We start from the raw sequence: 19,293 nt of genomic DNA on the forward strand, positions 1-19,293 counted from the left end.
ATAGATTTTCAATAAAAAAGATGTAAGCCTTGAAAGCACTTAATTTATCAAAATAAATTGATGCAAGTTTGCAGACTTTGAAATTTCAGCTATCTGTAATGAAATTTCAAGTATCTGTAACCCCACAAATAACTATAGCTATGTCAATTTAGTCATCTGGGCGATTTTGCGTGCCTGTAATCCCTCTCTCAGCTACAGACAGTTATTGACTGCTGACTATGCAATTATTCGGGATGAACCCCATAATTTTCGTCTCCAAAATTATTACGCCACACCCAAAGAACAATTAAGACAGTTAAGGTCTTACTTTCAAGATATTAAAATTTATTCTTGGAAAACCAGTCAGGAAATTAAAAGCGAACAAGAGTTAAATACTAATCTTGATCATTGGCTTTATTATCTCTGTGTTCTTCCCTAATATTATCCCGCTTTTTTGGGGGATATTGAAGTAATGCTTGAGCAAGATAATGACCGGTGTAGGATTTTTCACATTTAGCCACGGTTTCCGGTGTTCCTACCGCGATTAATTCTCCTCCCTTGTCCCCTCCTTCTGGTCCTAAATCAATAATCCAATCGCTACAGCGAATCACGTCGAGATTATGTTCGATGACGATAATCGAATTACCTTTATCGACCAATCTTTGTAACACATCTAAGAGATGATGCACATCATAAAAAGATAACCCCGTAGTCGGTTCATCAATCAAATATAGGGTTTTTCCCGTGGCCCGTCGGGATAATTCGGCCGCTAATTTCACCCTTTGCGCTTCCCCACCGGATAAAGTGGGAGCGCTTTGACCGAGTTTACAGTATCCTAAACCCACATCCACGAGAGTTTGTAATCTGGTGGTGGCCCGAGGGACATTTTCAAAGACTTTTAATGCTTCCTCGATCGTCATATCTAAGACATCGGCGATCGAATAACCTTTATACTTAACCTGTAGGGTTTCTCGATTATAACGCGCCCCTTTACACACATCACACTGCACATAGACATCGGGGAGAAAATTCATCTCGATCACGTTTACCCCTTGGCCTAAACAAGCTTCACAGCGTCCTCCCTTAACATTAAAAGAAAACTGCCCCGCTTTGTAACCCCTAGCTTTTGCTTCGATGGTTTCGGTGAAAATCTCGCGAATAATGTCAAAAACCCCCGTATAGGTGGCAGGATTTGACCGAGGAGTGCGTCCTATCGGTGATTGGTCGATGACAATTACTTTATCAACTGCGTCCAATCCTTCCACTTTCTCTAATTCTTTGGGGAAGGGAGTTAAACGGGTTAAATGATGTTGTAAAGCTGGATATAATAACTCATTAATTAGGGTGGATTTGCCTGAACCAGATACCCCCGTAATCGAGACTAATTTTCCTAAAGGAATCGTTACATCAATATTTCTTAGGTTATTTTGATGGCAATTTTTTAAGACTAAAGCATTACCATTCCCGTGCCTTCTTTGGGGAGGAGTTTCAATAACTTTGCGTCCCGATAGGTATGACCCTGTTATCGATTTTTTGGACTTTAAAAGGGTTTTAAAACTGCCTTGACAGATGATTTCTCCTCCATGAATCCCCGCTTTGGGACCGATATCGACCACATAATCGGCTGCCCGAATCGTTTCTTCATCGTGTTCGACGACGATTAAAGTATTACCTAAATCTCGCAATCTTTGCAGGGTTTCTAACAGTTTACTATTATCTCTTTGGTGTAATCCGATGCTAGGTTCATCGAGGACATATAACACTCCTGTTAATCCCGATCCAATTTGAGTAGCTAATCGAATTCGTTGGGATTCTCCCCCGGATAAAGTCATCGCAGGTCGATCGAGGGTAAGATAATCTAATCCCACATCGATTAAAAATTGTAGTCTCGCTTTGATTTCTTTGAGAGCTAACTCCCCAATTAATGCTTGTCTTGGGGTTAAATGACAATCATTAATTCTCTGCAAACAATCCCGAATCGGAACTCCGGTAAAATCCGTGACCGAATATTCTCCTAAACGTACCGATAAAGCTTCTGGTTTTAATCTTTTTCCGTGACAAACTTCACAGGTTTGGTTAACAATATATTTCTCTAGTCTTTGTTTAATAACTTCCGAGGTGGTTTCTTGATAATTCCTATCTAAGATATTGATAACTCCCGCAAATTCTCGATAGTAACCGCGACCAGTATCGTAACGGTAATCATCTTCAAAATAGATCGGTTCTTTACTCCCATAGAGAATTATATCCTGCTGGGTTTTTGTTAGTTTCTGCCAAGGAGTTTGGATTTCAAAACCTAAAGCTTGCCCTAAACCGTAGAGGAGAGAAAGATAGTAAGAATTATCCTTATCTGACCAGGGGGCAATAGCAGAATAAACTGGCTGTTTCGGGTCGGGAATGACTAAATCTGCCGAAAATTTCCGTAAACTGCCCAATCCGTGACAGTTGGGACAAGCACCATAGGGAGAATTAAAAGAGAATAAACGGGGGGATAATTCTTCCATAACTGCCCCGTGTTCGGGACAGGCAAATTTTTCAGAAAAGACAATTTCTTTGGTAACTTCGGGATTATCTTCGTTATTCTCATCGAGAATTTCCACAATCGCTACACCATCGGAGTGCTTTAAACAAGTGGTTAAAGAATCCACCAATCTTTCCTGTAAACCCTCTTTTTTGATCAGGCGATCAATAACAATTTCGATATCATGAAGATGTTTTTTATCTAACTCGATGCCCTCGGATAATTCTACTACCTTACCGTCAATCCGCACCCGGGCAAAGCCTTGGGATGCCAAACTAGAGATTAATTGCTTATGGGTGCCTTTTTTGCCGCGAATTACTGGAGCTAAGATTTGAAACCGGGTTTTATCGGCTAATTCCATCACTCGATCGCACATTTGATCGATGGTTTGGGGGGCAATATTGCGATCGCAATGGGGACAATGGGGTTCCCCAGCACGACCGAACAATAAACGCAAGTAATCGTAAATTTCCGTAACAGTTCCCACACTAGAACGGGGATTGTGGGAAGTGGATTTTTGGTCAATGGAAATAGCCGGACTTAAACCCTCGATCGCATCCACATCGGGTTTATCCAATTGTCCTAAAAATTGACGCGCGTAGGCGCTGAGGGACTCCACATAGCGGCGCTGTCCCTCGGCAAAAATAGTGTCGAAAGCGAGGGAAGATTTGCCCGATCCCGAAACTCCCGTAAAAACAATCAACTGATTGCGGGGTAATTCGAGATCAACATTTTTGAGATTGTGTTGTCGGGCGCCACGGATACGGATTGAGTCAGTTTGAGCCATCGGACGGTGCCAAGTAGTCCTTAACAATCATAGCCTTGACGAATGGGTTTCAGCTACTAAAAAACCAGTCTTCTATCATATCAGAAGATTATCGGGGTTAAACTGCCCGTTCGAGAAACTCGCGCAGATCTCGATCGGCCCCAGGACAACAGCTATGACTCGTTTCTTCTTCTAAATGGGCTAAAACCGGGCAATTAATCCGATAATCTGGTTCTTTTGACCGTTCTAGCCGCAATTCGTACACTTGTTTTTCCAGTTGTTCAATGCGGTCCACCAAAGCGCGAATAGCCACCGCTTCCGAGTCGGGTAAATCACCGTGTTCGAGGGGTTGCACCCGCGTCCCAGCGCGATAGATTAAACGACCGGGTACACCAACAACGGTACAATCGGCGGGAATATCGCGCAGCACCACAGAACCAGCGCCGACGCGAACGTTATTACCCAGATAAATATTACCTAAAACCTTAGCCCCGGCGCCGACGACCACATTTTCCCCTAGAGTCGGGTGACGTTTACCGCTTTCTTTCCCCGTCCCTCCTAAAGTAACTCCTTGATAGATGAGCGCATAATCACCGACAATGGCGGTTTCTCCGATGACAACTCCCATGCCATGGTCGATAAAAACACCCTGACCAATTTGGGCGCCGGGGTGAATTTCAATACCAGTCAGAAAACGGGCAAGATGGGAAATTAAACGGGGAATAAAGGGAATCCCGATCTGATATAGCCAATGGGCGAAGCGATGGCACAGTAAAGCTTGTAATCCAGGATAACAAAATAGTACCTCTAACCAGTTGCGGGCAGCGGGGTCACGTTCAAAAATGATCTTGAAATCGGCTAGGAGAATAGATAACACGAGTCTTGATTCCATATTGATCGAGCTTATACTAAACCATGTTATCACTCCGGTAAATGAGCCGTTCAACTAAAAGGCGATCGAGTAAACCGTTTTCTTAGTTCACTTTTACTACCCTTGGCCAAATTTTGAAGATATCCCTAATTTCTCTCTTGTTTAATCTTCTTTTAACTTAGGTCTGAAAAAATGCAATTGTTTAGCCTTTTTTTGCAGGTTTTCAGCTAAAAATATGATTCATGCTATCTATCGTCACCATTGGAAATTTCTATTAACCTTGCTGTCAATTGCTGGCAGTATCAATATTGTTACTGAATCGGCCTCAGCTTTAAATATCACCCGATTGAGCAGTCTTGGCAATAGTACAAATGCTGCTAATAACTTCGGGGCAGAAATCCCCGCTTATGACCCAGCTAGTCGAAAATTATTCGTAATCGGTCCCAATAATCGTCTAGATATTGCCGATATCAGCAATCCCGCTAGTCCAATTCGCTTACCCTCGATCGATCTTAGCTCCTACGGTGCGGGGGTTAACAGCGTTGCCATCAAAAATGGTATCGTGGCCCTGGCCATGGAAGCTAATCCCATTACCAATAACGGCAGTGTGGTCTTTTTCAATACTAATGGTGTCTTTCAGAGTCAGGTGACTGTGGGCGCTTTACCAGATATGTTAACCTTTACTCCTGACGGTAATCGGGTTTTGGTCGCTAACGAAGGGGAAGCGAGAGGAGCGATCGATCCCGATGGTTCCGTTAGTATCATTAACCTTAACCTTAGCACTGGTATTCTCAATCCCACGGTCAACACCGCTACTTTTGATAGTTTTAATGGTCAAGAGAATGCTTTAAGAAATCAGGGAGTCCGTATTTTTCCCGGTCAAACGGTTTCCCAAGAGGTGGAACCAGAATACATCACCGTTTCCGACGATGGAACCACTGCATGGGTGGCTTTACAGGAAAATAATGCTATTGCCGTAGTCGATATTGTTAACGCTCAAGTCACCAGTATTTTACCTTTAGGAGCCAAAAATTTTAACGCACCGGGTAATGGGTTCGATCCTAGCGATCGAGATGGAGGGGTAAATATTAATAATTGGCCGGTTTTTGGCTTATATCAACCGGATACGATTGCTACCGTTACCATCGCCGGACAAACCTATTTAATTACTGCCAATGAAGGAGATACTAGAGATGAGGCTGGACGAGTTTCTACTCTAACCTTAGACCCCACTGTTTTCCCTAATTCGGCCACATTGAAATTACCCCAAAATCTCGGCCGTTTAGATGTTTCTAGCATCGACGGACGTAATGCCCAAGGTCAATATAGCCAACTTTTTGCCTACGGTGGTCGTTCTTTTTCGATTTGGAATGTCACTAATGGACTGTCCCAAGTCTTCGATAGCGGCGATGATTTTGAACAAATTTTAGCGACTTTTTCAGCAACTCCCCTAACTGCTAGTATTTTTAATTCCGATGGTACTCCTATCAGCTTCGATACTCGTAGCGATAATAAGGGGCCGGAACCGGAAGGGTTAGCATTGGGAACTGTGAGGAATCGTCTCTATAGTTTTGTGGGAATAGAAAGGGCTGGCGGTTTCATGGTTTATGATATCACCAACCCTAGTCATCCTTTGTTCACCAATTATATCAACGATTGGCAATTAGGCGATATCTCTCCCGAAGGATTATTATTTATCCCCGCTGCCGATAGTCCCAATGGTACTCCCCTGTTAATTGTTGCCAATGAAGTTAGTCGTAATGTGGCGATTTATTCCGTCAAACCTGTCCCCGAACCTAGCGCAGTTTTAGGATTGCTAACCCTCGGATTAGCTGGTTATAGTTTGAAAAAAAGAGGGAATTGCTAATTAGGGTATGCTGAACAAATCTAAAAACCTTAATTGCTAGGCATGGGAGTGATCAGGGGGAAAATTCAGGTGCTTTTTCCCCGAAAATTAGGTAATTGACCCCCTGAAAATGGGTAAAACCCTACACCCTACACCCCACACCCTGCCCCCACGAGAAACTTTTTGCCGCAAACCCTAATCACATCCCGTAAAATGGTAGCGCCTCCGACCAATGGGGGCGTTTTCCCGTTTGCCAGTCCAAATGGGCTAAATCGAGGATAGCGGGGGCATTTATGCCTAAATAACTGGGTGTAGCTAATCTTTGATAGGGAATAGTTAAGTTTTCTAAAGTGTGCTGCCATTGTTCTGGAGTCATCAGGCTATCAGCTAAATAAACCCGATTACCCCGATAGATGCCCACATACAATTGTCCCCTAGTGGCGGGCATTTCTAGGGCTAGATGGGTATCAAGGGGATAAAAATCCCGTTGTGACCAAGCAAAGGCCGCTAAACTGGAGACGGTAAAAATCGGTAGCTGTAATTGTTGTGCTAGGGTTCTAGCGGTGACTATACCGATGCGGGTACTGGTAAAGCTCCCCGGCCCCTTAGCAGTGGCTAGAAAGGCTAAATCAGCCCATTTTTGCGGGGCTAGGAACTGTTTTAGATAGGGGTGGAATAGGTTCGATAAGTCCCTGTCTAAGTCCCAAGTTTGTTGACGACTATCATCGCTGAAATTAGAGAGGGCCAGTCCTAGTTGGGGACTGCTGGTATGCAAGGCTAATCCATAGACAGGGGAAGGCAAGTCAATCTTTCTGTATCAGTAAGTTTTTATGGGTCGCCTGGGATTCGAACCCAAGACCAATCGGTTAAAAGCCGAGTGCTCTACCGCTGAGCTAGCGACCCGTTTCGTGTTCTGCACACGATTTATCAATATAACATCTTATCTGGGCTAAGTCAAGGGGTAATTTAAATTTGATTGACTCGCATTTCCACGATCGCCTCGCGGCTACTCTGGGGTTCTAAGTAGGTCAAATGTTCGCCTGTGTTGAGGGCGTTGCGGGGAGCGCTCCAGGGTTCGAGACAGATATAATTTTTATCTTTCAGGGTCCAAAAAACTATAGTTGTATAGAGATCGTCGTAACCGAGGACAATTTGGCGCTGATGATAGGAATCACTAAAACTACTTTGATGGCGCGTAATTTGCAGAAAAGCGGCATCAATTTCTTCGAGATTAAAGTCAAAGTTGCCAGAATAGGAATGGAAGGTTTTCGTTTGTTGATCGAGGTATTGGGAGGAGGGAATATCAAAGGATAATCGGGTTTTATCGGTGACTTGAAAATAGGGATGAAATCCGATAGAAAAGGGCATTTTTTCGGGGGAAAGATTAATTACTTTTTGGTGAATTTTGAGGCTGTTTCCTTGCAGTTGATAGGTAAAGATTAATTGAAAATCAAAGGGATAGACTTGACGAGTGGCTTCACTACTGTTTAATTCTAGGGTTAAACTAGCGGCAGTTTCGCTGCTTTGTTTGCTGACTTGCCAGGGTAAATCACGAGCAAATCCGTGTTGTTTCAGGGTATAGTTTCGGCCTTGGTGTTGATAGGTATTATCGGGTAAGTTGCCACAGATAGGAAATAAAATCGGGACTCCTCCTCGGACGCTGAGGTTAGGATCTTTGAATCTTTCTCTGTCCAGATAGAAAATATCTTCTCCGCAAATTTGCCAACGGGTGATGATTCCTCCTCTAGCGGGAACCACTTCCAGATAAGCGTCAGCTTCTTCATCCTTGAGACAATAGGTAAGGTATTGATTTTGGTTCTGAGTGATAGTAAAGGTCATATCAGTTATCAGTTATCAGTTATCAGTCATCAGTTATCAGTTATCAGCTAACATAGAACGTAGGTTAGGTTGAAGCATGAAACCCAACACCCGATCATGTTACGCTACCACTAACCCATCCTACAAATAATTGTGCCTCCCTACTTAGCTTAACCAATGAGGTTTTAGATTCGGCCTTTGTGAATAAGCTGGGATAAACTAGCTTGAGATGAAAATTTGGGTAAGAAAATAGGCAATGGTGGCGCTACCAATCGGTACAGTGAGATTATCTATACCTAGTTTCGAGAAAGTTTCTAGAATAGTAGCTACGATCGCTGTTAATAAAGATACTAAAATAATTGGCGGATTAATGCCATTAACAAAAGATAAAATAATCAAGCTGACTAAAAAGCTGACTCCTAACATAGTCAGGGAACCTTCCAGACTTTTGCCACTGCCGAAAATTTTGTAGGGATGTTGACCGAAATTTTGTCCGACTAGGGCTGCTAATCCGTCTCCTAAAGCCATAATTAAAATACCCATTGCTGCGTATTCGGGGTGAGAAATTGGCCAAAAATAAGCCACGAGAACACCGATACTAACAGCATAAAAAAAAGTTCCCCAACTGCGGCGACCGACACTATTAAGACTGGGTAAAATGGGGAAAAAATAGGATAGGATAGCGATAGTTGCCGCTAGGATTGCGGCAGTTATTCCCACCCAAGCGGGGATATTTAACCACCAAGCAAAAAGGATGACGTTTCCCGTGCCAATGTGGACAACTTTGCGGGTAATTTCGCCATCGGTACTGAAAACCCTTTTTAATTTTTCAGCGATCAGAATCAGAACAGCTAGATAACAGGCGACCAAACCGATCGAAAATAGGAGAGAGTGGGATAGTTCCACGTGGCAAAAGCGAAAATTGACTATCTATTTAGTTTAGGCGATCGAGGTGACATTGATGAAAGGAATTTTTATTGGCTTAATTGAGGGATATAGACGGTTTATTTCGCCGCTATTTCCCCCTTCCTGTCGTTTTCAACCCACCTGTTCCCAGTATGCCATGGAAGCGATTGATCGCTTCGGTGTGCTGCGGGGTTCTTGGTTAGCAGTCAAGCGTATTCTCCGTTGTCATCCCTTTCACCCCGGAGGTTACGATCCTGTGCCTCCCTGTAGCCACAAGCACCATTAAAAGCCACAGTAGTTATCTCAATGGTGAGATAAGAGGTTTTCGTTTTGGGGATTCAGGAGTCAATAGTAAACTAGGTTATACTTCATCTTTAGGGTAAAGTCTGTAAAACTCTTGATATTTTTAGACCCGTTGATGATTGCCTATTTTCTTTGTGGAAAACGCTCGATATCGGCGATACCATAAAAGATAATCTGTTTATCTTTTAAACGTAGTCGATCGATCCTTAATTGAGTACCATCGAGAGCAAATTTATCTAAATCCATGAGGTTGTTAACATGGCTGATTAAAGCTTCTCCTAAAGCTTTCGATCTTTCGTCCCCTTGGTAAACCACATCAACAAATTGAATTTTTCGCCGTTCTTCCACAACCACAGCCGTGGTCATTTCTAGAAGAATTGGTTCTTCTTCTGCCAATTTAATTAGACTTTTCAGAGTTAAAGTTTTATCGTCATTGAGAATTAATTCCGTGTTCTGACAGTGAATTGATTTACCTTCGTACTCTAATCTTTGCAGTTTTTCGACAATAAAAGGTGTATTAAAAGAGGTGGTTAAGTCGTCTTCCGTTAAAACTACCCGCAAAGTGGCCCGCGTCGGTTGACGGAGTTTCACCTGTCCGGTAAAAATGGCACTAAAATCGATCGCCACCGCTTGCACATACAATTCCATGGCTTCGATGCGTAGGCCATTGTACATGAGCATCGACTGACCGATAAAGTCAAAACCGTCGATACTGCCTTGCAGTAATTTGGCTACGGGTTCGGCGCGGACAGTCGCTGTCAGCTTGCCTGTGCGTTTGAATAATGCAGCGATCGCAGCACTCACCACTTTACTGATGAGTTGATCGCCGCTCTGATTGGGAAAAGGTAAGCTACCAAACACGCCTGCTGTCATATCTCTCATAGGTGGGACTGCAACGATCTTAACATTATTTAAAGTTTCTTTACATATCGTTTTATTAATCAGGATGATAAGCAATCTGTATGATTCTGTAGAGGTTATAAATTTTTAGCGGTCTATCGCTTGCGAGGGGATAGGATCGAAAAACGCTACTATCCCAGTGATATAGCGTTTTTCACTTAGAAAATCGGGGTTAAAAACGTGGTTGCCATTTCAGATCAACAACCGTTAGCCGCTACCCACAACCACAGCGATCGAGTGGCGGTATTATTAGACCTCTTGCAAAAGTCTTAAGTCGATCCTTGTACAGCAACATTTTTGAAGATTATCAACTACTAATAAATAATTAACTGAAAGTCCCTCCCATTATTGTTTCTATGGTTTGTTTTCGGATTTATGCAAGAGGTCTATTGATGGGATATGGGGAAGTGGAGAGTTACGAGGACTTCGCCAACTATAATGAACAGGCCTTAAATCTGCTGACGGCTAAGTTCGCTCCTGTGCCGACTTGGGTTTATCCTCCCCTAGCGAAATTATTGGCTATATTTGACCTGCACGAATGGCAGCACCAACATAATCACTTTATTTCGCCCCATAACCACATTTTCGAGCATCAAAGACAGGAAATTGAGCGCAATTTACAGGCAAAATGGGGTAATCGGGTGGAGGTATTCAAAGCGTTTAACTTCTGCGCGCCTTTTTTACCGGCACAGGTGTTAACGGAAATCCGCGAGCGGGGATTTGAGAAAATTTTGATCTATCCTCTCCTCGTGGTTGATTCTATCTTTACCAGTGGCATTGCGATCGAACAGGTTAATAAAGCTTTAGCTCAAGGACAAACGGGGGAACATTGGGTTAAAGGATTGCGCTATATTCCCTCGTTTTATAACCAACCTGCTTATATAGATCTAATGGCGCGGTTAGTGGAAGAAAAAATCGCTGCTGAGGTAGCTAGTAGCTGTCTTCCCTCGCAAATTGGCATTATTTTGATGAATCACGGTTGTCCCCACGAAGCTAAGGGATTTACGTCGGGAATCGATGAAAGTCAAGCTTTATACGAGTTAGTCCGGGAAAAATTAATCTATCGTTATCCCTTGATTTCTGTGGGTTGGTTAAATCACCAAACCCCCCTAATCAAATGGACGCAACCGAATGCAGAGTTAGCGGCGAAGAATTTAATCGAATTGGGGGCCAAAGCTTTAATTTTCATGCCGATTGGCTTTGCTACGGAAAATCACGAAACTTTACTGGATGTGGAGCATATTATCGAAGCTTTACGCCGTAAACACGACCAGGTTAATTATGTGCAGATGGCCTGTGTCAACGATAACCCCGAATTTTGCCGGATGGCTGCCGATTGGGCCGAGGAACATATCGAAGCTTTGCTATCACAAGAGGCTTTATCTGTCAATAGTTCTGTAACAATTCCTCACATTCATTCCGATCACCATCATCACCACGGACACCACCACCATCATTGAAAATCAGTCCTACCACTTGTCACTTTTGGAAGTATAATTTATAATTGTGCTTTCCTGGGTACGTAGCTCAATGGATAGAGCATCCGCCTTCTAAGCGGACGGTTGTAGGTTCGATCCCTACCGTACCCGTTATTGTTAACTAGGGAGGGGAAATTCTCTCCTCTCGTCCCGGGGACAATCGCTTTGATGCGGTGAGTGTCGAATTAGGGTTTGCTGAAAAAGTTTGTTGGTGGGGTAAGGAGTCAGGAGTCAGGAGTCAGGAGTCAGGAGTCGGGAGTTTCAGGCTTTGTTACCCGCTCTTTTTTGTACCAAATTATGTACTACAAGAAGGATAATGCAAGGTTTTTGATGGTCTCAATCCGATTTTCGCAGCATGAACATCGGATTTTAACAGGTCAAAAGCCTTATTTTAAAAGGGTTTTACCATTATTCAGCAAACCCGAATTAGGTCAGTTGAGTCCTGTCGGTTGATATTGTACTAAATCCGTTGAGTACAGACTAGTTATGAGGAGAGGCAAAAGGCAAAAGGGAATAAATAATCAGTTTTTAATAACTGGATTTAGTATTAATTGTGTTTAGTTTGCGATCGAGTTGATAGTTTAAGGGAGAAGGCAAGGGCAAACCCCACATACTGCACCACAATCCCTCACGGAAGCGGATAGTTCGCCTAAGAAGAGGTAAAACAGGAGAAAACAACTTTCCCTGTCAATCCCTAAGCTAGGGAAAAGAATGTAAAGATTTATTAAACTGTAACTTTTAATACAGTTGTGTGGGGGAAGTGTGTGTTGCTGTCTTCGTTGACCCCCAGTTTTGGCAACTGTTCTCGGTGTGAGAGGAGGAGGCAGATTTTGCTGCCGTTTCCTCCTGATAGCTAAGACAGGATCAATTTTTGCGGTAAAAAATCTTACTGCCTTGGTCACTGACAAAATGACAATTGCGGTAGGACCGCCAGAGAGATTTGAAAATCGGTTCTTTCGAGACGCGATAATAGTCTCCTAAGACGGGACGGATAGCCTCGGTTGCTTCTTGGAGATGATAGTGGGGAATAGTGATAAAAATATGATGGGCGACGTGAGTACCAATTTGGTGATGGATGGGATTAAAGATGCCATAATCGCGATCGATGGTAGAAAGCGCCCCTTTGAGAAAGTACCAGTCTTGACCGCGATACCAGGGAATATCATCTTCAGTGTGGTGTAGGAATGTCACCAGGTCCAACCAAACCACAAAGACGATATAGGGCATGATGTAGTAGTTAAACAGAAACCAAAAGCCGTGGCTAATACCCACCCCGATTAATAGACCTAACATAAAGGTACAGCAAACGGTGCTAGTCAGTACCTGCCACCGTTCCGAGGGGCGAAAGAGGGGGCTTTCGGGCATAAAATGGGACCCCTGTTTATTAGGAGAACGACGGAAAAGATATAGGGGATAAACAAATAAAATTAGCTGGAAACGAGCTAATTTTTCGTACCAAGCCATATTGTTATACTGGGTTTCCGTGACGGGATACCAACTTTCATCGGTGTCGATATTGCCAGTATTAGCGTGATGGGTGCGATGACTGATACGCCAACCGTGGAAAGGTACGAGAATGGGAGTATGACTGAGATGACCGATTAAGTTATTTAACCAACGATAACGGGAAAAGGAACCGTGACCGCAATCGTGACCGACGACAAATAAGGCCCAAAACATGGTTCCCTGCATAAACCAAAAAAGGGGGAAGAACCAAGCTTGATTAATCTGGTAAGTTATCCAGTAAAGTAGGGTAATAATGCCAATATCAAAAAAAAAGTAGGCTAAAGAGCGAAAAACGCTTGATTGGAAGCAACGGTCTGGGATAGCTAGACGGACATCCTGTAGGGTAAATGGTAAAAATTCTCTTTCTAGGGTGGGTTTAGGTAGGGTTTGGGACACTAGGTTATAACTCAAGATGGATAACAGGGCAGTATTGACGAAAGCTTGAGTAGCTCAATTTTTCTGTTTGTCGATGCGCTATTTTTTCTCTATCTCAGCTAGGAGCGGATAAGACGGAGCGATCGAGCGAATTTCGTCTAACTCACTGGAATTTTATTGTAGGGCTTAATGTAACTTAACAAAAGCCCCTGGGGAAAGTTAATCAGGTTCTCCCCCTGTCTGTCCGTCTGTCTCCTTGGGCATCTAGTACAATAAAGATGCAACTGGCAAAAGATTTAATAGACTGGCTCTTCGGTTCGTGTTATGCAATGGACGAGGTTATAAGGGATGAAACCATTATAGAGAAAGACATTGCTGCGATTTTTGTCAATTGTTTTCACTCTAGAACGAACTAATCAATTAAATCTCTTGCCAGATAAGGATTTAGTCGATTTATGCTACCCTATCGAACCATAACAAGTAACGAAGAACCAGATTTTAGAACTCTACTCTAATCCGGGTTCCAATCTCCATGAAGGTCTGCTGCGACGGCGCAAGGCTAAGGGTGAATTGTGGTAAGGTAAGGGGAAATTTGCTAAGTAAGTAGTTGTGTCTCTGGGGTGACATTTGCACCCCAGAGACAGGGAGAACACAGAGAGATATTTATTGGCTACTGGAATTAAAGTATGGGATTATTTTTTGTTAGGTTTAAGCCAAATTTCTTGATGAGAACTCTGTTTTTATTGTTTATCTGCTTGTTTTGGGGTAAAACAACTCTTGCAGAAACCTTACAAACGAGAAATTTTATTGTCAAGATTACTAGAAATTGTCCTGAAGGAGAGGTAGTGTGCAACAATGTCTCCTACACTGGAACAAGTTTAAGAACCGCAGAATCCATTAAACTTACTGGGAGAACTGTTTATCGCTTGTGTTCAGATAGGGTTACTCCCTGTCAATTTCTTGGCTACGAGTTTATTAATGGAAATTATCGTTACTTTGTCACAGAAAGTGGTATGATAAGAGTTTATAAAAACGGCAAGCTCTTACTTGAAGAAACTGGTTCATGGCAGGATTAATCGTTTAATCAAAACTGATTAAATTTTCTTTCAAGTAAGTATATAAGAATTGCAGGCGCAGAGTGGAGTTCTCTCCTGTTGACTCTGATCACGCTAAAATCCTGTAGCCACCTTGCCACCTTGCATTAAACTCTTGTTTACTGATCCGGCTATATTCACCCTTATGTTCCTTATATTGTGATGTTAAGGTACCCCAAGGGTCGTGGGCTATCCAGTCTTCAGCTTTTTGGTCAATCAGCATAATAATATGGCCACCAGAAGGATTTGTGATCGGACCTTTATGCAATATGTTTACCACAACAGGAAAACCAGCCTCTACCAAGTCCTCAACAAAGGGTGTATCCCTATCAGTCATCCATTTAGTATTGAATCCGTACAGCTTTATAGCCTTGGTCTGAACCGAGTGATCAGGGCTGTCGCCGATAGAGAAGACTTTTTTGAGATAGCCATCATCACTATCAAGACCTGGTTTACCAATCATCCGCAACAACCAATCTAAATACATCGCATTACTACTACTATTGCAAGTGCGATGTGCATCCCTGTAGTTATCGCGCTGGCTGAAATACCTAGTTTTTGTCTCAAGATTTAAGGTTTTCCCTGAAGGCAGATATTGGGTTAATCTGTCTATTTGTCGTTGTACTGCTGGATTGGCGTGCTTTAATGGTGACTCCTTAACCACTTCGACTTTGCTAACCTGATCGCTAGATTCTCTCGCTGCCTTGCCTGTTTCGGGTTGTGCGGCTAACTCTTCTGTATGCAAAGGTGTAGAAGGTAATTCTTTGATAACTTGACAAGCTTTATCGTAATAACGTTGACGATCCGCTAGTCCGTTATAACCACCATTAACCTTTTTTGTTACCTCTCTAACAGTTCCACCCCGATCGCAAAGAGCATTCATGTTTTTATTCTTCCACCAAAATCCAGCACTGGTAAAAGGATAATTGGCACCAACGTAATCTGCGCCATCCATCACCTTGGAATCATTAATAAAACGAGAAAAAGCTTGATAATTATACTTACCAGTCAATTGAATTGCACCTGCTCCGCGATACTTTTTCCCTTCACCAATTTTCGTATTACCTAGCTCTTTTGCTTTAGGATAGGGGGGATCATATGTTCGTTGAGCAGGTACTTGGCTCGGCCCCCAAATTTCCGTCATGTATTGCAAACCTCCACTTTCATGGGCTGTTTGGCTGAGAAAATGTCTAATTCGCGGCACTGTATTAATTTCAAATCGCTGTAAACAAGAGTTTAAGTCATTGAATTGTTGATCACTCATTTTACGTCCATAGACAGACTCAGCTTGCTGACGAGTGACAAGATTAACGCCTTGATGCTGACTTGATTCTGGCGCGGATACAGATGATAGGCTATTGTCTTTGCTAGATTCTTGCCAAGGTAAATGCCAATGAGCCGACCAAAGATACCAAGTGCCAGCACCGTAGTCTAACTGCACTAGGCAATGTCCGTCAATTCCTTCTGAATACTTGAGGACTTTGTACTCTTTGCCGGCAGGAACTTCTTTTTTCTCGTTTTCACCGAGCTCTGATGAATCAATGGGTTGCTTTTTCAGATAGGTTTTAATGGTTGCTTTAATCTTTGTATTGGGGGGGGCAGCGACCAAATCTTCACGATTCTGGGTTACTGATAAGGTTGAGGTGACAGGTTTCGCCGGCTCAGAAATTTGAATTTCATCAAGTAAGGCTTTTCCGTTAGTCTGTTGACTTAGCCAATCTTGATTTTGGATCAGCCAGTTTTTTATGGAATTATTTCCCCCATCTACTCCATCCCTTTCGTACTCGTCAATAGCTTGCGCTAGTCCTTTCCGCTGCTCAACAGCAAACAAATCCTTGAGGATATCATCCCTTGATTGAGAATTGCCAAGGCCAATTCTAGCGATCGCCCGATTCATTTCGTACTTCCAGCCCTCCGTTGATGCCCCCGGTATTCGTAGTTCGATGGCGCGATCGAGATAGGAGATGGCTTTGTCTAAATCAGGAGGCTGTGAACTGATATAAGCATAACCTAACTCTGCATTATACGAGGGATTATTGTTATCACTAGCTACCAGAGCCTCAAAAATCGGAATTGTTCTACTGAGCCGATCTTTAAATGTTAGAGTTCGCCTTCCCAAGCTACGGGCATCATGGGCAATATTAAAAACAATTTTTTTAACATCATCAGTAGCGCCTTCAAGTTTCTCTTGCATTTCTGATAATTCGGACTGATTTAGCCCGTTTTGAATCTGCTGGTTGACTAGATTGCGGATGTGTATTTTTTCTTCGAGTTCCTTGCACTGAGATTCTGCTTTCTCTTTGGCTAGGTCAGCGGTTTTTATCCGCTCCATTACCTTCTCTAATGCCGCATCTAGGATGGCTTTACCGCCGTAGCCGCCCACCAATCCAGTGACAAAAATTGTGATTTCCAAGCCTTGCTCGCCGCGTTGCTTAAGTTCTTGGGGTAAGACAGAATAGGCAATAAATGCCCCGCTTATTCCGACAAAAATTTCCGCCAAAAAGCCGGGGTTGAGATTATTGGGATTTTTCTTACTCCAAGACGGCAATTCTAACTCGCCGTCAAGCAATATGGAGTAAAGTAACCCGCCTAATGCCCCAGCCAATACCAGACTTAGATAGAGAGGATTTATATTTATATTTATATTTTTGAAGAAACCAATAATATTAATGGCTTTGACGACTTGGATACACTCTAAGGTTCTTTTTGGATCTGGTGGACAGGGAGACGTACTTGTAAGACTGATTAACCAAGCAAAGCCCAGAGCCATAACAAGTCCAAAGGCAAAGGTAAGAATGAAATTGACAGTTTTTTTGGGGTAGGAAAATTTAGAGAAAGGTTTTTGTTCTGGTTTGTTCATGAACTTAGACTCGAAAACTTAGTTTGTTTACTGTTGAAAAATTAGTTTTATCGGCGGGTATTAATTGGCTTAGATGACTCAATCTCGCTGTTAATTATCCGTCGCAATTATCCTGTCCGTTGCTGCTATCTTTATTCAAAGAGCGGAGCGACTTACCTAATAAATCTCCTAACTTACCATTTAGTAAAGATTGGATCAGTAACATACCACTTGTGTAAAGCCTTAACTTGTTAATCCCTTCTCTATTTCCATTTGCGATCAGAAAGCAACCAGCATCAAAGTAACCACAACAGTCAGTCCTATCGGCACTAAAGGGAAACTGCTGGTACTTGACGGTGGATTTGATCGGGAAGGATCAGGGGAAGACTGAGCGACAATAACAGGCTCTGTTTGGCTGGGTTGTATTGGTCTCATGTAGCAAAGATTCAGGTCGGGAATTGCCAGCGATCATAACATTTATGGTTCTTCGGTGGACAATATGTTAACAAAAATTTGTAACCGTTTAGGGGTAAGGCTGTTTCATTTAACCCCATATTTCGCACTTCAGTCTTATTCTTTGTATGATAAGTTTAACTTATATAGTAGTGATTGATCTCTGTGTTCTTTGTGTCTCTGTGGTTCGTTCCACGCACTCGTCCGCAAGACCGTATCTTAGAATACATTTTACCCACCAAACCCGGGAGAGCCAACGGATTTAGTATTAGAGCTAATTGGCTGTTAAAACCCAAAAAAAGGGCGAACAAAATTCACCCTAACAGACAAAATAATCATCCTACAAAGTACCGATAAACTGATCAATGCGATCAAATCCTTTTTCAATCGTCTTTAGGTCTGTAGCATAGGAAAGACGAATACAATCATCAGCACCGAAAGCAATACCGGGGATAGCAGCCACTTTTTGGGTTTCGAGGAGTTTCTGACAAAAATCCCGGGATTTTAAACCAGTTTGACTAATATCGATAAACACATAAAAAGCACCGTTGGGAGTAGGACAATTGAGTCCAGGCAGCGATCGCACTCGTTCTAAAATATACTGTCGGCGCTCGCTAAAAGCTTTGACCATTTCCTCGATGCAATCTTGGGGACTCTCCAAAGCAGCGATCGCACCGTACTGAGCAAAAGTGCAGACATTGGAGGTACTATGACCTTGGATCTTAGTCATAGCCTTGACAATTTCCACCGGTGCTGCTATGTAACCGACGCGCCACCCCGTCATCGAGAAAGCTTTAGCAAAACCATTACTAATAATACTGCGCTGAAAGATTTCCGGACCAAAAGCAGCGATGCTGCGGTGAATCGCGCCATCATAGAGGATTTTCTCGTAAATTTCGTCAGAAACCACTAAAATATCCTTTTCAACCACAATTTTTGCTAGAGCTGCGATTTCTTCGGGAGTATAGACAATACCGGTGGGATTAGAGGGAGAATTGAGAACAAATAATTTAGTTTTCGGTGTAATTGCCGCTTCTAGCTGTTCGGGGGTGATTTTATAGTGATTCTCTAAGCTAGTGTTCACTATAACCGATGTTCCCCCCGCTAACGTCACCATTTCAGGATAACTCAACCAGTAGGGTGCGGGAATAATTACTTCGTCCCCCGCTTCAATTAACGCCATGATTAGATTATAGAGAGACTGTTTACCGCCATTGGTAACGATGACATTATCGGCATTGTATGCTAGTTGATTATCCCGCAGCAATTTCTCAGCGATGGCTTTTCTTAACCCCGGTTCTCCGGCAGCCGGTCCATAGCGAGTTTTTCCCTCATCGAGGGCCTTTTTCGCGGCAGCTTTGATGTGAGTGGGTGTGTCGAAATCTGGCTCCCCGGCGCTAAAACTACAGACATCTTCGCCGTTTCTCTTCATTTCCTTGGCCAGAGAGTCGATAGCTAGGGTAAGGGAGGGGGTGACTTGATTGACTCGTGACGCTAGTTTCATAGTATTCTACCCTGAAAGGGCTTTTCTGATGACCTACACAACCTTTAGTATTGTCCATCACCTCGATTGTTCTGGGTGTTTTTTTATATAATCTCCGGAATTGCGGCGCTTAGGGATGGGTGTGGGGTGTGGGG

The 19,293-nt window shown here is 43.0% G+C and carries 13 protein-coding genes, 2 tRNA genes and 1 pseudogene; 6 read left to right on the plus strand and 10 right to left on the minus strand.

The genetic code is table 11. From position 1 onward, the window contains the following. Positions 1-136 precede the first annotated feature (136 nt). Positions 137-418: pseudogene (locus tag IQ234_RS13235) on the plus strand (class I SAM-dependent methyltransferase); the annotation flags it as partial. Here the strand turns inward: IQ234_RS13235 and uvrA are convergent. Beyond that, complete coding sequence (gene uvrA, locus IQ234_RS13240; protein WP_193957436.1) at positions 375-3,287, minus strand: excinuclease ABC subunit UvrA; 2,913 nt, start codon at positions 3,285-3,287, stop codon at positions 375-377. The pseudogene IQ234_RS13235 and the gene uvrA overlap by 44 nt on opposite strands. Positions 3,288-3,384: 97 nt before the next feature. Beyond that, positions 3,385-4,158: a serine O-acetyltransferase gene (cysE, locus tag IQ234_RS13245; protein ID WP_193957437.1), complete on the minus strand. Its 774-nt coding sequence runs from the start codon at positions 4,156-4,158 to the stop codon at positions 3,385-3,387. 214 nt (positions 4,159-4,372) lie between these two features. Between cysE and IQ234_RS13250 the strand changes: the two genes are divergently transcribed. After that, a complete protein-coding gene (locus IQ234_RS13250) occupies positions 4,373-6,004 on the plus strand; it encodes a choice-of-anchor I family protein (RefSeq protein ID WP_193957438.1) in 1,632 nt (543 codons plus the stop codon). A 178-nt stretch (positions 6,005-6,182) separates the two neighbouring features. Here the strand turns inward: IQ234_RS13250 and tsaB are convergent, their stop codons facing one another. The 4 genes from tsaB to IQ234_RS13270 all read right to left on the minus strand — a co-directional run bounded on the left by tsaB (position 6,183) and on the right by IQ234_RS13270 (position 8,707). After that, positions 6,183-6,785 (minus strand): tRNA (adenosine(37)-N6)-threonylcarbamoyltransferase complex dimerization subunit type 1 TsaB, encoded by a 603-nt coding sequence (gene tsaB, locus IQ234_RS13255; protein WP_193957439.1) that lies wholly within the window; start codon positions 6,783-6,785, stop codon positions 6,183-6,185. A gap of 29 nt (positions 6,786-6,814) precedes the next feature. Continuing rightward, positions 6,815-6,886 (minus strand) — tRNA-Lys (locus tag IQ234_RS13260). Positions 6,887-6,949: 63 nt separating this feature from the next. Further along, a complete protein-coding gene (locus IQ234_RS13265) occupies positions 6,950-7,822 on the minus strand; it encodes an aldose epimerase (protein WP_193957440.1) in 873 nt (290 codons plus the stop codon). Positions 7,823-8,020: 198 nt separating this feature from the next. After that, positions 8,021-8,707, minus strand: coding sequence for a diacylglycerol/polyprenol kinase family protein (locus tag IQ234_RS13270; RefSeq protein WP_193957441.1), 687 nt, complete (start codon positions 8,705-8,707; stop codon positions 8,021-8,023). Positions 8,708-8,762: 55 nt separating this feature from the next. On the opposite strand from IQ234_RS13270, the gene yidD reads away from it, so the two are divergent. Further along, on the plus strand, positions 8,763-8,993 hold the full coding sequence (gene yidD, locus IQ234_RS13275; protein WP_193957442.1) for a membrane protein insertion efficiency factor YidD: 231 nt from the start codon (positions 8,763-8,765) through the stop codon (positions 8,991-8,993). A 140-nt stretch (positions 8,994-9,133) separates the two neighbouring features. Here yidD and IQ234_RS13280 read toward each other — a convergent pair whose 3' ends face one another. After that, the gene (locus IQ234_RS13280) at positions 9,134-9,892 is read right to left on the minus strand and encodes a DUF2993 domain-containing protein (protein ID WP_193957443.1); all 759 of its coding nucleotides are present in this window, start codon (positions 9,890-9,892) and stop codon (positions 9,134-9,136) included. A 374-nt stretch (positions 9,893-10,266) separates the two neighbouring features. Here IQ234_RS13280 and IQ234_RS13285 point away from each other — a divergent pair, with 374 nt between their 5' ends. Further along, the gene (locus tag IQ234_RS13285) at positions 10,267-11,370 is read left to right on the plus strand and encodes a ferrochelatase (protein WP_322743458.1); all 1,104 of its coding nucleotides are present in this window, start codon (positions 10,267-10,269) and stop codon (positions 11,368-11,370) included. Positions 11,371-11,426: 56 nt separating this feature from the next. Then, a tRNA-Arg gene (locus IQ234_RS13290) sits at positions 11,427-11,499 on the plus strand. 753 nt (positions 11,500-12,252) lie between these two features. Here the strand turns inward: IQ234_RS13290 and IQ234_RS13295 are convergent. Beyond that, a complete protein-coding gene (locus IQ234_RS13295; protein WP_193957444.1) occupies positions 12,253-13,290 on the minus strand; it encodes a fatty acid desaturase in 1,038 nt (345 codons plus the stop codon). Between the two features lie 665 nt (positions 13,291-13,955). Between IQ234_RS13295 and IQ234_RS13300 the strand changes: the two genes are divergently transcribed. Then, a complete protein-coding gene (locus tag IQ234_RS13300; RefSeq protein ID WP_228008521.1) occupies positions 13,956-14,345 on the plus strand; it encodes a hypothetical protein in 390 nt (129 codons plus the stop codon). An 88-nt stretch (positions 14,346-14,433) separates the two neighbouring features. Here IQ234_RS13300 and IQ234_RS13305 read toward each other — a convergent pair whose 3' ends face one another. Together IQ234_RS13305 and IQ234_RS13310 are read right to left on the minus strand one after the other, a co-directional pair. Next, positions 14,434-17,223: a C39 family peptidase gene (locus tag IQ234_RS13305; RefSeq protein WP_228008522.1), complete on the minus strand. Its 2,790-nt coding sequence runs from the start codon at positions 17,221-17,223 to the stop codon at positions 14,434-14,436. 772 nt (positions 17,224-17,995) lie between these two features. Continuing rightward, a complete protein-coding gene (locus tag IQ234_RS13310; RefSeq protein ID WP_193957445.1) occupies positions 17,996-19,159 on the minus strand; it encodes a pyridoxal phosphate-dependent aminotransferase in 1,164 nt (387 codons plus the stop codon). Positions 19,160-19,293 lie beyond the last annotated feature (134 nt).

Origin of the sequence: Microcystis aeruginosa LEGE 91341, from assembly GCF_015206885.1 — a bacterium.
In the GTDB taxonomy this organism is placed as follows: Bacteria; Cyanobacteriota; Cyanobacteriia; order Cyanobacteriales; family Microcystaceae; genus Microcystis; species Microcystis aeruginosa_H.

What these genes read in the sequence shown, in the direction of transcription:
- uvrA (WP_193957436.1), bottom strand. Translation starts at nt 3,287, where the DNA reads ATGGCTCAAACTGACTCAATCCGTATCCGTGGCGCCCGACAACACAAT.
- cysE (WP_193957437.1), bottom strand. Translation starts at nt 4,158, where the DNA reads ATGGAATCAAGACTCGTGTTATCTATTCTCCTAGCCGATTTCAAGATC.
- IQ234_RS13250 (WP_193957438.1), top strand. Translation starts at nt 4,373, where the DNA reads ATGATTCATGCTATCTATCGTCACCATTGGAAATTTCTATTAACCTTG.
- IQ234_RS13265 (WP_193957440.1), bottom strand. Translation starts at nt 7,822, where the DNA reads ATGACCTTTACTATCACTCAGAACCAAAATCAATACCTTACCTATTGT.
- yidD (WP_193957442.1), top strand. Translation starts at nt 8,763, where the DNA reads ATGAAAGGAATTTTTATTGGCTTAATTGAGGGATATAGACGGTTTATT.
- IQ234_RS13280 (WP_193957443.1), bottom strand. Translation starts at nt 9,892, where the DNA reads ATGAGAGATATGACAGCAGGCGTGTTTGGTAGCTTACCTTTTCCCAAT.
- IQ234_RS13285 (WP_322743458.1), top strand. Translation starts at nt 10,267, where the DNA reads ATGGTTTGTTTTCGGATTTATGCAAGAGGTCTATTGATGGGATATGGG.
- IQ234_RS13300 (WP_228008521.1), top strand. Translation starts at nt 13,956, where the DNA reads ATGGGATTATTTTTTGTTAGGTTTAAGCCAAATTTCTTGATGAGAACT.
- IQ234_RS13305 (WP_228008522.1), bottom strand. Translation starts at nt 17,223, where the DNA reads ATGAACAAACCAGAACAAAAACCTTTCTCTAAATTTTCCTACCCCAAA.
- IQ234_RS13310 (WP_193957445.1), bottom strand. Translation starts at nt 19,159, where the DNA reads ATGAAACTAGCGTCACGAGTCAATCAAGTCACCCCCTCCCTTACCCTA.